Origin of the sequence: Citrobacter sp. RHBSTW-01013, from assembly GCF_013781985.1 — a bacterium.
GTDB classification, from domain to species: Bacteria; Pseudomonadota; Gammaproteobacteria; order Enterobacterales; family Enterobacteriaceae; genus Citrobacter; species Citrobacter braakii.
The window spans coordinates 1,597,935-1,610,240 of record NZ_CP056185.1; the positions used below are offsets into that span (position 1 = coordinate 1,597,935).

Genomic DNA, 12,306 nt, shown 5'->3' on the forward strand with positions numbered 1-12,306 from the left:
CGAAATAGGCAACGGAAGTCCGGGTGATTATCTGGTTGTTTTTCTTACCACATCAAATCATCAGGGATGACAAAATCAGCATACGGATCGTCTTCGTCCTTCGCTTCCTGGCTCAGCTCGCAATTTAAAACGATATAACTTGCATCGCGCTGCGCAATCTTGTCGGCGACGACAGCCGGGATAATGGCGTATTCGCTATCGTTGCCGCTTTCAGCCGTCAGTCGGGCAATGGCCAGACGGCCCTTGATCAGCTGAGACTGAGTCACCTTATCAACATAGACTTTTTTGATCAGGTTATTATCAGTAAAGTTGTAACCAATATCGCCACGGGTAATGGTGATTTTATTCATTTCAATCAGTTGCTTGATCTGGGCTTTATATTCTTTAGACAGCGCGGCCTGTTTCTGCTGTTCGCTGAGCTGCTTGTCGCGCTCAATTTGCGCTTTTTTATTCTCTTCAACCGCTTCTCTGGCTTCGCGAGCCTGAACGCGCGATTTCTTCGCCGTTCTTTGCACTTTGGCCACTTTTTTGCTGCTGACCAGACCTGCCTTAAGCATCTGTTCTTGTAGGGTAAGTTTTGTCATCGTCGCTTCTAATCCAATAAAATCGTTGTCAGGATTATAACCTTAACGTTCGGCGGGATGCCAGAAAATGGCCGTGCCACGACGGTTATCTCCAGTAGGCGTCACCGTTCTGTGTCTTACTCCCTTTCCGAATCGTGTTGATAGTTAACTCGTTTTTTAATAAGAAATAATATGCTGAATTATTTAACTATCTTGAGAATAGATATCATAAAAATAAATATTTCAGTGATTTATCCTGATTGTCATAATCAAATAGAGTTATTTTGGCAGGTATTTAATCTAAAAAACAATCAGTTGTCTCTTGATCAAATTTAAAGTGCAGCCTCATTGCGCCGATAACCATAATGAAAATATGGACAATGGAGGGGAGTGGCATGTGGTGGGTTTATCGAATGCCGATGAAAATGAAGTTAATAATCGCGCTACAACCACTATTATTGGCGTTATGTTGGTTTGCTGGTTCAGGAATATTGACGCGCATTGAGACAGAACGGCAGATGGAAAATATTGCTCAACTGACAGCGCTCGCGCGTAGTGCCGGAAATGTGGTGCATGAGCTGCAAAAAGAACGGGGAATGAGCGTCGGATTTCTGGGGGCTGAAGGGAAGACGTTCAAAGATGAGTTAACCGCGCAGCGGGCTTTAACCGATCGCGAGATCGAGGTCTTTGTGCGTTCACTGTCCGATACTGCATTACCAGAAGGGGATGCCGCCAATTCTGTCACCACGTTTAAGAAAAACATTCTGTCGCTTGCCACCATCCGGGAAAACGTCACGCGATTGGGGCTTCCGGCCTCCGATGTCGTTAAGTTTTATACTAATGTCATTGCTGATGTGCTGAGTTTTGTGGGCAGGTTGGGACAGTTGACGGATTCAGGCGAGATGGCGAACGCATTCGCCGCCTACTACAACTTGCTGAATTTGAAAGAACAGGCAGGTATTGAACGCGCGCTGCTGTCAAATATCTTTTCCTCCGGTCATTTCGCCGAGGGGCAGTTACATCAACTCAGTGATGTCGTCAGTAAACAGAACGTCTGGCTGGCACAATCGTTGCGTCTGAGCCCACCGGAACAGGCGGCCATGCTGGAAAGCCGCTTACAGTCCACAGAAGCGTCAAAAGCCCTCTCATTACGCGAAACCGCGTTTAGTCATGCCGCGAACGGTGGATTTGATGTCGATCCTACTGTCTGGTTCAAGGTTCAAACCCAGCGTATTGAAGTGATGCGGCAGATAGAAGATGTGACGGCGAATCTTCTGTTAGCGAATGCGGAAAAACTCGCGCAGGATGCACGAAAAAACTGGCAAATATATATGATTGTCAGCTTGTTAGCGCTCCTGGCATCATTGGCGTTCGCAGGGGCAATCGCTATCAATATGCATCGTCAATTTAGTGACACGCTCCGCAAGATTGCGGGTATGAACGGCGATCTGACTCAACGACTGGCGACCCCGGGGAAAGATGAGCTTTCCTCACTTAATCGCGCCTATAACACGATGCTGGAAAGTATTCAGCATATCGTCCAGGAGATTAAACAAGGCTCTGTGGTTTTATCCGATGCCAGCAGCAGTATTACGGCGGGTAATCAGGACCTGGCCCAACGCACGGATGAACAGGCAGCATCAATAGTACAAGCGGTGGCCAGTATGGAACAGCTCTCCACGACGATTACGCAAACGGCAGACAATGCCCGCGAAGCGGAGCATCTGACAATCAGGCTGGAAAAAGAGGTCCGCCAGGCCAGTAACGTCGCCAGTGCGGCAAATCAGAGCATGGGGGATATTCGTTCTTCCAGTGAGAAAATCTCGAATATTGTGACCTCGATAGACGATATTTCGTTTCAGACTAACTTGCTGGCGCTGAATGCGGCAGTGGAAGCTGCACGGGCCGGAGAGATGGGCAGGGGGTTTGCGGTTGTCGCCAGTGAAGTGCGGAATCTTTCGCAGCGTTGTGCCAAAGAAGCTAATCAGATCCGCGAGCTGGTCGCGCAGAATATGGTAAAAATTAGTGAGGGTGTTGAGCGGGTTACGGCGTCCGCTACCGCGCTAGAAGCCGCGGCGGACAATACCACCAGCATGAAGCAATATATTGCGGATATCGCTCGTGTAGCGACGGAACAATCGCAAGGGGTAACTCAGATTAACCTGGCACTGCGACCTATGGAGCAGGTCACGCAGCAAAACGCGGCGTTGGTTTCTCAGGCCGCAAGCGACAGCCAGCGCCTGGACAATCTGTCTGTCACTATGAAGGATCTGGTCAATCGTTTTGTTGTCTGACCTGACGCCGTTTAACCGACCCGGACAACATACCGGGTCGGTTCATCCCCTGGCGGGGAAATAGTATTAACGATAAATTGCTACAACGGGTTTTCCGTCATCGCCTATGGTTCCCCGGTACATACCTTCAGAGTTGAAGGACATGGTGTAATTACCGGCTTTATCAAGCACAATTACTCCACCGCTGCCATTCAGCGCCTTAACTTCATCCAGAGCATTCTGCGCTGCGTCTTTTAAAGGGGTATTGCGGTATTTCACCTGGGCTGCAATGTTATGCGCGGTCAGTGTGCGGATAAACATTTCTCCTGAGCCGGTTGCGGATACCGCCACGGTTTCATTGTCGGCATAATTTCCTGCGCCAATGATAGGTGAATCCCCCACACGTCCGTAACGTTTGTTGGTCATTCCGCCTGTAGACGTTCCGGCAGCGAGATTACCGTCTTTATCCAGAGCAACAGCGCCGACAGTGCCATATTTATAGTCATACATCATTGGATCAGCGAACAGGGCAGCGCTCTTTCCATCGTGATCAAGGAGCACTTTTTCTTTTTTGATTGCATTCTGTAATTGCTGCCAGCGAAAATCTGTTTTGAAATAAGCAGGATCAACGGTTGCGAGTCCCTGTTCTTTTGCAAAGGTATCCGCGCCTGTCGAGACCATGAGAACGTGCGGGCTTTGAGTCATAACGGCATACGCCGCATTAATTGGGTTTTTAACCGTGGTTACACCGGCAACGGCACCGGCTTTTCGGGTTTTCCCATCCATAATGGACGCATCCAGTTCATTGCGGCCATCGTGGGTAAACACGGCACCTTTACCTGCATTGAAGAGAGGAGAATCTTCCATCACATTAATCGCTTTCTGAACGGCTTCCAGGCTGCTACCGCCTTTATTCAGAACCGCATAACCTGCATTCAGAGCTTCAGTGAGTTTTTCTGTATACTGCTTTTCCTGTTCTGGTGTGATGGTATCTTTTGTAATGGTACCGGCACCACCATGGATCACCAGCCTTATCGGCGATTGCGCGTCTCCCCATGCGGGAGCTGTCAGTAAGGTACAAAGGGTCAAAGTAGCGATACTGGTCTTGATTCTGATCATATGAATAAATTCCTTTTTTCTGAGTGATGAATCATTTCCGATAATGTTTCTCATTACCGGTATTAATCAGCCTGTTTATGGAGAACTTATTCCTGACAAACTGGCTAAAGATTAATCATGGCTATACTTCAATAACCATAATTTTGGTTAATTGATTTTAGTCAAAATATATTTTTAATGATTGATTTATCAATAAATGAAGCGTTTCCGCAGAAGTTTCTATCATTCCACTGACCATACTCGCAGGCTTCCGGTTGCAGTCTGTCGCTGGTAAAGTGAGCAACCAATACCGAGATGTGGCCAGAAGGGAATTCCGAGTGACCGAACGTATTGATTATCAGACTGAAAAATACAGCTTTACTGAGGCGACTGAAAGTTCCCGTCTGGCTGGCCAGTGGGTTGATGTTATTGCTGAATGTCGGGAAATGAAGGCGGGTCCGCAAGAGCGTCTGCGTATTGCTTTATTGAATGTGGACTATGTGACCAGCTTTGAGCTGCCTTTCCGTTTGTTATTACTCCGTACCCCGCAACTGATTGCCAGCGTTCGTGAAGAGCTACAGCTTAGTCAGAAAAACGTAATCTTTAACGGCAAACGCTTTGGTTGTGTTTACAGCCTGAAAGAGAGTCTCGGCGGGATACCGGATGAATTTCAGTACCGCCTGTCGCATCGTATTCGACGCATTAATCGTGCAGGTTCAAGCGAAGCGCCATATCAGCAAATTGCTAAAACGGTGAAAGCACCGCGTGAGCGTCTGAAGCTGGCACTGGAATCAGGCCTTGATGTCACTGCTTTGGACGGGCTTTTCTGGTTTGGCAGCCAACGTATTGCTGCTGACGTACTGAGGCTGAGAAAATCAGGGATGCGGATAGCTACTGAGCAGACAATGGTGTCCGACAATCTTACTGCAACGGTGAGGAATGTGCCGTTTTATCGCCTGGCTCAGGGATGAACTGACAGGTAAATGAAAGGATTTAGCCGGATGCATTTAATTAAAAGTGTCCCCTGCATACATCGAATTGGCATGTCAGGGGCTTGTATAGAAAGGGAAATTTCAGATATGTGTTTTATTTTACCCGCAATTTTACCCATCGAGGCGGCTTAAGAGTTTTTGTTTGAACTCGCAGTGTTCACTATATAGCCAGCGTGCGCGGCCGTGGATGAGTTTACTTTTTGGCAGAGTGCCGTCTTTGATGCGGTCATAGATGAAGGTCTTTCCGAAACCAGTATCTGCCATGATGAATTTCAGATCAACCAGTGAATCGGGCTGTAATTGGTGTTGCATGGGTTTCATCTCCGGTTTGGAAATCGAACCTGGAAGCCAGGCAAAAAGAACCCGGCACTATTGGCCGGGCAAATAGGGGATAACGTGGCAGTGCATTCGCACCCAATAGCCAGCTCATAACTGACTATCAGTTGCGTCATTCGGTGAAATAGCAGAAATCAGATCTGCGAGTTCGGACTGCAATCCAGCTTGGCGCTGACTTTCCTGTCTTCGTTGCAACGTGCCGCGATACGTACTGCATGAGTTGGGTGTTGCTGCGCCAGTGATTCATCCCAAGCAGTCTGCGTGCCGCTGAGTTATTCTTCATGGTGTATTACCTCTCATTCCTGTTGCTTAACTGTGTAATTTCCGTTTGTCTTAACGCCTACGGAAAAGTAGGTGCCTCCGGTAATGCCGATCCCCCACACGTCGCTCGTACCATCATTCGGCTTCTTCTCGCTGATGAAATGTCTCAGGGCGGCGATGGCGCTCTCAATATCCAGCGTTGAGTTAACCGTCATAGTGATGCGCATAATCCCTCCTCATGCCACCCGCATAGCGCGGAGGCGTTTTAAGTGTTCTGCTGTTTCAAGTTCTTCGGCGATCCGCTCGGTCTGTGCTTTGGTCAGCGGCTCGAATTCTTTTTGAAATCTGCCCATGCTGGCGATGCAGGTGCGACCGTTTCTGATGTAGTGGATGACTTCGTGGGTAGCGCGGATTATTTTGCAGGGTGCGCCGTGAAGATCGGCATACCAGGTATTAGGCTGGATTATCCTGAACATTGGCTGAGTCCTGCATCATGAGGAATACAATCATTGCTCCTCGCAAAGGATTGGCCTCAAATACTGGACTCACACCTTTAGCGTCAACACACCATTCGGTTAATTGGTCTAAGAAAGAAATTCTGTATTTTTCAATGATCGGCCATGCGTCTGTAGGGTTGTTGCAGTAGTCACCAATGGCAACATATCTTGCCGATGGATTTGCCGACTTGTCCAGCAAGGCCATCGACACTGCGCTGTTAATCTCAAAGTCACTCAGCTTGCTGTAATCCATTACATCCTCCCAATCTTCTTACGCAATTCCATCTCACCCTGGCACTCCACACACATCGTGCATCCCGGATACGCTTTCCGGCGCTCGTTACTGAGGCGATCACCGCATTCCTCACAGTGCGTTGCTGATACTGCTGAGTGGTTGAGTCTGTGAGCGGCTACCGCCATTTCTATTCGCTGCTGAGTTAGCTCGCTTGCAGCATCTTGTGTCATAGTCAGTGCTCCATGAACTGTCGGTTAATTAGGTTGAAGGTGAACGCGAGAAAATAAAAAGGCCGCATTAGCGACCTTGTGATTCGTTTGGTTAGCGTCATTCATCCTCCGTGTTATGCTTATCCCATCCATTCCGCTCAATATTCACAGCCAGACGCTTATCTCCGACCTCTTCGATACTCCGACCGGTAATCTCTGCTACTTCTGCGTTGGTGTAGCGCATGAGTGCAGCCAGTTCGCATGCAGTCCATTCACGCATGGTTAATCCTCCGGAGCGGGCCAGTGAGTTACGCTTGCTTCTGACTGAATAAATAGATCGACCGGTTGCCGTTGCTATCTCTTCCACTGAGAATCGACCGAACAGATATAGCTCGGCTGCCGTCCATGGCTTGCCGGTCATCTTGCTGATGAGTGGTGCGCCAATACGTGACGCCTGGCGAGTGATTGCCGATTCGGAACGCTCAAGCTTTTCTGCGATAACCTGAACCGGCATTGTTCTGCCAACTTCATGTAGGAACAGGTTTTCCCACGGTTGCCATGCGACGCTGCTCATGCCGCTTTACCATGGCATTTTATTTTCTGGATCTCAGATTCCAGATCCGCAAGAAAGCTCTTAACTTCAGATTCGATTTCTCGCGCCAGTTCTTCATCGAAATTAATACGCTTCTTGAAATACGCGAGATCAGGCGGCAAGCGATCATCGAAACTAACGAAATCACACCATTTCCGCCCGGTGCACATCATCTGTGCATGCATTTGCAGCATGTACTGGCGCTTTGGCTCACCTGTTTTCAGCGTTTCAAGATGGGTCCAAGTGTTGGGGCATTTGATTTCGATAAGCCCGTCGTCGTTAACAAGTCCGTCCGGGCTGGCTGCGAATCCATAGATGGCTGGGTGATCGATGAGTCCAACTTCAGTGATTTCAGCATCGAACTCATTTAGCGCATACATATCACGGGCTACTGGCTCCAGTTCGGTACCTCGCATCATCGCGGCATTCGAAAACCCTTCCTCCATCTTCCCGGTCAGCCGTTGGCAAATCAGATCTGCCATGTAGTTCTGGCGGCTGGCGGAGTAGCCAGACTTAGTACGGGCCATGACATCAGCCAGGCGACTGGCTGTGACCTTGCCGCAGCGCGCAGCAAACCATTCAGGGGTGCGTTGTTCCATCATTCAGCCTCCATCTCTGCGACATTGACAGGTTCGGCACTGTCGACTGCAAGACTCATGTCATACATGCGGCGCTTCTCAACTGCGCCGATCACCTGTTTCTCTTCTCCGCTTAACGCCACCCAGAACTCCTGATACTTGACGGTACCAAGACGCGCGGCAGACTCACCTTTTGCGATTAGTTCCGGGCGACGGCTATCTGATTCATGGCCCACGTGAACCTCTGCCGTTGTTCCTTCAATCACTCGCTCTGCCTCGTCCTGGTCGAATATGCCAGCGAAACCAAAGGCCAGGCGCGCGCATTGGATAAGTGTCTTATGGCGAAGCATGCGGGTAGGGTGGGACTGCCAGGGTTGAGTATTGCGTTTGCACTCGCCCATATACTCGGTGACTATTGTCGGGTGCTTGCGGTCTTTGCGGTAAATCTTGCAGGTGCACGCGCCTTCTTCCTTGTCGTAAGAGAACTCCATGCCGTCAAACTGAGGATGTTCGTTGATAATGCGAGCCCATCCATCAACGCCGACGACCGGGACAATCCCGCCTTTATCTGGGAAGGCATAAATCTCTTTTGTCCATGGGTTCAGGCCGTACTGGTTGGCGACGATCAACAGGGCTGTAAACTGTTCGTCCGTTACGTTGCCACCTTTAAACGCTGTATTCTTCAGCGTATTCATCAGGTCTGTACCGGCATCCATTCCGAGGCGTGCTGCCAGTTTCCCGGCCATGGTGGAAAGTGCAGTGCTCATTGTTAATCCCCTCAAAAATTAAAACGGGCAGCCGGTACGGTGTTCCCAGTCGTGCTCCGCCTGGGCGTAAGCAACTGCCGAAATGAAATCGTTGTAGACCTCGCCAGCTTTATCGCTGCGAAGTCCTTCGTATGGGCTGGAATCAATCGGGACCGTGAAGTGGAAGAGGCCGGACGGCTCTTTTGGCATCATGTCAATGATTTGCTGCGCCCGGTCGTCGATCCACTTCTCTTTCTCGTCGGTTAACTGCTGCTCGACCCAGCGACGATCCTCTATGTGGTCGTAAGTGAGGTATGCGTTCATGGTTGCCTCAGTAATGAATTTTCGCGCAGGGGATCAGGTCATCTTTTAGAGCGGTAAGAACTTCGATAGCCTGCTCGCGGGTTAAGCTGGTGTGGCTGGTAAGCGCGTTAACGATGTTGGTGCCGACCGTCTTGCGGTGCTTCACGTCAGCTTCACGTTTTGCCTGTTCGTCGGCGATGCGCTTCTGCTCAGCCAGACGGGCTTCTTCTGCCTGTTTTGCTTTCAGGCGTTCAGCTTCTACCGCCGCGGCTTTTTCGCGTTCCGCCCGGGCTTCTGCTTCCTGCTTCTCGCGTACCGCACGCTGTTCCGCTTCAATGCGCTGGCGCTCGGCTAGCTCAGCGCGGGCTTTCTCTTCGGCTTCACGGCGCGCTGCGGCTTCAATCTCTGCTTTGTGCTTCGCTTCGGCATCGCGGCGGGCCTGTTCTGCCGCTTCCTGCTTCAGCCGCTCGTCACGTTCACGCTGAGCCTGTTCCGCCAGGCGTCGCTGTTCTTCGCGGTCACGGTCAATATCCTTGTTCATCAGCAGGGCCATTTCGTGGTCCGCTTCGAACTTAGCCGCCAGCTCCTGATCGAACTTGATGTTCATTTCAAGCGCTTCGGCGTGCATCGCGCTCATGGCTTCCTCAGCCTTAATGCGATCCTGCTCGGCTTCCCATTCGGTGAGTGGTCGGCGGGTGGCATCGCGCAGCTCGTCACAGGCATCAACGAATCGCTTTATTTCGGCCTCAGCAGGACGCACAGCCTCCTTCAGGCGCTTCAGGTACTCACGGCCCGGCTTTTCGATTGCCGTCTTACTGCGGGACACCTGCGCCGCCAAAGAAGCGACACGGTCACGGCCTTTCTTCGTGGACAGGTCCGGCACTTCGTTTACTGCCTGGCGGATTTGCTCGAGGTAAGCATCAAGGCCGCCAGCTACGTACAGCACTGGCGCCTGTTCCGGCTTGATTTCGATAACAGTTAAGTCCGTTACTTCGCTCATGGTTTCTCCTGAAATTTGGATGTGCAGATCCCGCCCGCTTTTAGCAAGGCCGATCGGTTGAATAGGGGGTTAGTGCTGGATAGGATTACCGTGACCGTCCAGGAGGACGTCAATCACGCAGTCACTGAGGCGTATGATTTCTGCATCGGTGTGCAGGTACACCCATTTGCGCTCCTGAATGACTGCTGAGACGCGATAGGTGCGGCCTTCATGCAATGCCATCATGCCTGGCGTGACGCACTGGCGAATGAGCGGGGTGGTTCCGTAGTGGTGCATCATGCCTTCACCTCAACCTGTTTCAGGAGGCCAGCGATATTCATCTGTTGGCGGTTAAGCGTCATCTTTTCACGCGGGTTCGATACCGACGTCAGCTGCCACTCGTTATCGTTGAGCTTTTTGGCTGTGTACTGCTTGCCTTTGTGGGTGACTGTCATGATGCCTCCCGCTTTTCTTTGATGTCGGCGCGGAGGTGAATCTCTTTGCCGCCGGCTGCTGGAAATATGAGAATGTCATCGCGAGCTACGAGCAAGTGAGCTACCGCAAAGAGAGCCTCATCAGTGACATCAAATTTCTCACCAGTGAACTCACGAAAACTGGGTGCCAGTTTGCTTGGCTTTGAACGACCAGCAAAAATGCGCTTAGTCAGACCAGAAAAACCTACTGTGATTGGATTAGCCATAATCATCTCCGCGCTTAAGCCGCGCCGCTGAACTAAAGACCTCTGCATATGCAGACATTTAAGCGGTGGATAGCCGCCCTGATAACTGAGCACCCTCGTGAAGATGCTTTGGTATCAGCAATAAAAAACCCGCCGGAGCGGGTTAGTTGATAGATGCGCCCTTGAGTACAAGGCGTTCTGAAATTTGATCAGCAAGGCCTGATGCCCGCTCTGGGCCACCAGAGTCTTCATCTTTAAACTCTGCTGGATCGATTTCCTGCAATGCCTGGAAGATGATTTCGCTAATCTCATTAGCCTTATCTTTTTCAATCTCACTTGTTAATAAACTGCTTTTCATCGCCTTACCCTCTTGTCTCGTGAGCTAATAAAAAGGCCGCCTAAGCGACCTGTGAATAATCTGATGGGGATAAGCTTTCTTTGCTTATCATCTCGTAACGCTTACCAAGAAAATCTGAGCGATCTTCAATAGAAAGCTCCCAAACCGGTATAAGGACTTTCTGGCAGAACAGACCGGTATCCATCGCGTCCTGTGCAGTGGCAAAGTACATGAAGCTACCCGCCAGTTCGTTGCTTACGCGAGAAACCTGGTCTGCCGTCCGGTAACAAACTTTATATTTTGGAGCCAGTACTTTTGCCATTGCCTCACCTCATAAGTTAATTAACGCGCCGTAACCAAAAGAAAAGGCCGCGCTATGCGACCCAACTATCCGGAAATTCCGGAACGTTCAAACCTCATCTCGCAACTGTTCAAGATGACTTATCGCCGACAAATAACCCCTCTGGTACGGCATCATCATTCCATCCAGCTTTCCACTTCTTAACTCATCTCTGAGCATTGAAATCGCCTTATTAATAACATCCGACTTTGCTTCTCTAATGGCTTGCTTACGAGGTGTGACCTTTTTCTTTGGCAAGTTTCTAAGGCAACGTGGCATATACGTTTGATTCACATCTCACCTCACTTATCTCGCAGTTACCTGTTTGCTCCGGCGGTGACCGGCAGCGTTAAATTAGTGCCGGGATGTTTATCCACGCCCGGCGCGTGGTTTCCCGCTATTCCCCAACAGCAAGAAATCGCTTACTCTTTAATCTCCCCAACAGTAGAAAGGATATATTCATGCAAACCATGCGGACCGTGTGCCCTGACTGTGGAAGTGAGATGTTCAACCAGCCCGATGATTTTGACTTTGAGACAAATTTCACCGGCGTCAGTTGTGCTGACTGTGGTCGCGAAATCACTAAGAACGATGTTGTCAATCAGGCCACGGACACTGTCAAAAAACAGCTCGACGACATGCTCAGGAATTCCCTCAAAGGAACTGGCTGGAAGTTCGACTAATTTCAAAAGCTCCCCGAACTGAGTAAGAACCTCACTGGCGTCTACGTTAAGCAGTAGTGGCGCCGTTTTTTTATCTGCCATACACACCTCATAAGTTAATTAACGCGCCGTAACCGATTTGCTGCTGCGATGGCCAGCTGAGTACAGCGCCACATCCGGCAAGCACATGCCGCTTTCTAATGGCTTATGTCCAAACTCATTGCCGTAGACGATGGCAGCGCGTTCCAGTTGACGCTTGTATTCCTGTTGCTGCCAAACTGCATCCTGTGCAACGAACTTGATAGGCGTTGCGTCCTCAATGCATGATGGCGTGAAGTGGGCCCCTTGCGCCTGCTTCTGTGCGCGGCTTAAAGTAGGGCGGTGCAATGCGTCAGCGCTGTTTGTTAATTCGCTCTGGAGCGCCGCACGACGCTCACGACGACGACCCGATGCTGACCCATTGAATGCTGTTCTGCGTGTCATGGTGACCTCCTGATGAACTTTGGTGATGTGGTAGGTGGGAGACCCATTTCGACCCGATTCGGCCTACTTCACTTCGGCAGTAGTTCCTCGGGCCTCGCCGCTTTACGTGCGACATATTCCCGTCCATGAACCCTTCACCACAT

General features: G+C 50.3%; 20 protein-coding genes. 2 read left to right on the forward strand and 18 right to left on the reverse strand.

The window, feature by feature from the left end; all coding sequences use genetic code 11:
- Positions 1-44: 44 nt before the first annotated feature.
- On the reverse strand, positions 45-584 hold the full coding sequence (locus HV350_RS07650) for a DUF2058 domain-containing protein (protein ID WP_016157066.1): 540 nt from the start codon (positions 582-584) through the stop codon (positions 45-47).
- A 374-nt stretch (positions 585-958) separates the two neighbouring features.
- On the opposite strand from HV350_RS07650, the gene HV350_RS07655 reads away from it, so the two are divergent.
- Positions 959-2,857: a methyl-accepting chemotaxis protein gene (locus tag HV350_RS07655; protein WP_016153885.1), complete on the forward strand. Its 1,899-nt coding sequence runs from the start codon at positions 959-961 to the stop codon at positions 2,855-2,857.
- A 66-nt stretch (positions 2,858-2,923) separates the two neighbouring features.
- Here HV350_RS07655 and HV350_RS07660 read toward each other — a convergent pair whose 3' ends face one another.
- On the reverse strand, positions 2,924-3,955 hold the full coding sequence (locus HV350_RS07660) for an isoaspartyl peptidase/L-asparaginase (protein ID WP_101700101.1): 1,032 nt from the start codon (positions 3,953-3,955) through the stop codon (positions 2,924-2,926).
- Positions 3,956-4,272: 317 nt separating this feature from the next.
- Between HV350_RS07660 and HV350_RS07665 the strand changes: the two genes are divergently transcribed.
- Positions 4,273-4,905, forward strand: a complete 633-nt coding sequence (locus HV350_RS07665) for a DNA-binding protein (RefSeq protein ID WP_181630129.1) — start codon at positions 4,273-4,275, stop codon at positions 4,903-4,905.
- 132 nt (positions 4,906-5,037) lie between these two features.
- On the opposite strand, the gene HV350_RS07670 is transcribed toward HV350_RS07665, so the two are convergent.
- The 16 genes from HV350_RS07670 to HV350_RS07750 all read right to left on the reverse strand — a co-directional run bounded on the left by HV350_RS07670 (position 5,038) and on the right by HV350_RS07750 (position 12,163).
- Positions 5,038-5,238: a transcriptional regulator gene (locus HV350_RS07670; protein WP_023294204.1), complete on the reverse strand. Its 201-nt coding sequence runs from the start codon at positions 5,236-5,238 to the stop codon at positions 5,038-5,040.
- Between the two features lie 320 nt (positions 5,239-5,558).
- Positions 5,559-5,750, reverse strand: a complete 192-nt coding sequence (locus HV350_RS07675) for a hypothetical protein (RefSeq protein ID WP_181539069.1) — start codon at positions 5,748-5,750, stop codon at positions 5,559-5,561.
- Between the two features lie 9 nt (positions 5,751-5,759).
- Positions 5,760-5,999, reverse strand: coding sequence for a DUF4222 domain-containing protein (locus tag HV350_RS07680; RefSeq protein WP_181630130.1), 240 nt, complete (start codon positions 5,997-5,999; stop codon positions 5,760-5,762).
- Positions 5,977-6,273: a phage protein NinX family protein gene (locus HV350_RS07685; protein ID WP_181630132.1), complete on the reverse strand. Its 297-nt coding sequence runs from the start codon at positions 6,271-6,273 to the stop codon at positions 5,977-5,979. The genes HV350_RS07680 and HV350_RS07685 overlap by 23 nt, the downstream gene beginning before the upstream one ends.
- A 309-nt stretch (positions 6,274-6,582) precedes the next feature.
- Complete coding sequence (locus tag HV350_RS26615; RefSeq protein ID WP_249415206.1) at positions 6,583-7,038, reverse strand: hypothetical protein; 456 nt, start codon at positions 7,036-7,038, stop codon at positions 6,583-6,585.
- Positions 7,035-7,658, reverse strand: coding sequence for a lambda exonuclease family protein (locus HV350_RS07700; protein WP_181533229.1), 624 nt, complete (start codon positions 7,656-7,658; stop codon positions 7,035-7,037). The genes HV350_RS26615 and HV350_RS07700 overlap by 4 nt, the downstream gene beginning before the upstream one ends.
- Complete coding sequence (gene bet, locus HV350_RS07705) at positions 7,655-8,401, reverse strand: phage recombination protein Bet (RefSeq protein ID WP_069219606.1); 747 nt, start codon at positions 8,399-8,401, stop codon at positions 7,655-7,657. Before bet ends, HV350_RS07700 begins: the two co-directional genes overlap by 4 nt.
- An 18-nt stretch (positions 8,402-8,419) precedes the next feature.
- Entirely contained in the window at positions 8,420-8,704 is a 285-nt protein-coding gene (gamL, locus tag HV350_RS07710; RefSeq protein ID WP_181533231.1) for a host nuclease inhibitor GamL, read from the reverse strand.
- A gap of 7 nt (positions 8,705-8,711) precedes the next feature.
- Entirely contained in the window at positions 8,712-9,683 is a 972-nt protein-coding gene (locus HV350_RS07715) for a hypothetical protein (protein WP_181630135.1), read from the reverse strand.
- 69 nt (positions 9,684-9,752) lie between these two features.
- Positions 9,753-9,962: a cell division protein FtsZ gene (locus HV350_RS07720; protein WP_058657563.1), complete on the reverse strand. Its 210-nt coding sequence runs from the start codon at positions 9,960-9,962 to the stop codon at positions 9,753-9,755.
- Positions 9,959-10,117: a hypothetical protein gene (locus tag HV350_RS07725; protein WP_181630137.1), complete on the reverse strand. Its 159-nt coding sequence runs from the start codon at positions 10,115-10,117 to the stop codon at positions 9,959-9,961. The genes HV350_RS07720 and HV350_RS07725 overlap by 4 nt, the downstream gene beginning before the upstream one ends.
- A complete protein-coding gene (locus HV350_RS07730) occupies positions 10,114-10,362 on the reverse strand; it encodes a hypothetical protein (RefSeq protein WP_049041165.1) in 249 nt (82 codons plus the stop codon). The genes HV350_RS07725 and HV350_RS07730 overlap by 4 nt, the downstream gene beginning before the upstream one ends.
- A gap of 142 nt (positions 10,363-10,504) precedes the next feature.
- Entirely contained in the window at positions 10,505-10,699 is a 195-nt protein-coding gene (locus tag HV350_RS07735; protein WP_032655957.1) for a hypothetical protein, read from the reverse strand.
- A 40-nt stretch (positions 10,700-10,739) separates the two neighbouring features.
- Positions 10,740-11,000: a hypothetical protein gene (locus tag HV350_RS07740; RefSeq protein ID WP_181630138.1), complete on the reverse strand. Its 261-nt coding sequence runs from the start codon at positions 10,998-11,000 to the stop codon at positions 10,740-10,742.
- Between the two features lie 440 nt (positions 11,001-11,440).
- Positions 11,441-11,782, reverse strand: a complete 342-nt coding sequence (locus HV350_RS07745; protein ID WP_181630140.1) for a hypothetical protein — start codon at positions 11,780-11,782, stop codon at positions 11,441-11,443.
- Between the two features lie 18 nt (positions 11,783-11,800).
- On the reverse strand, positions 11,801-12,163 hold the full coding sequence (locus tag HV350_RS07750; protein WP_057101630.1) for a hypothetical protein: 363 nt from the start codon (positions 12,161-12,163) through the stop codon (positions 11,801-11,803).
- Between the last annotated feature and the right edge of the window lie 143 nt (positions 12,164-12,306).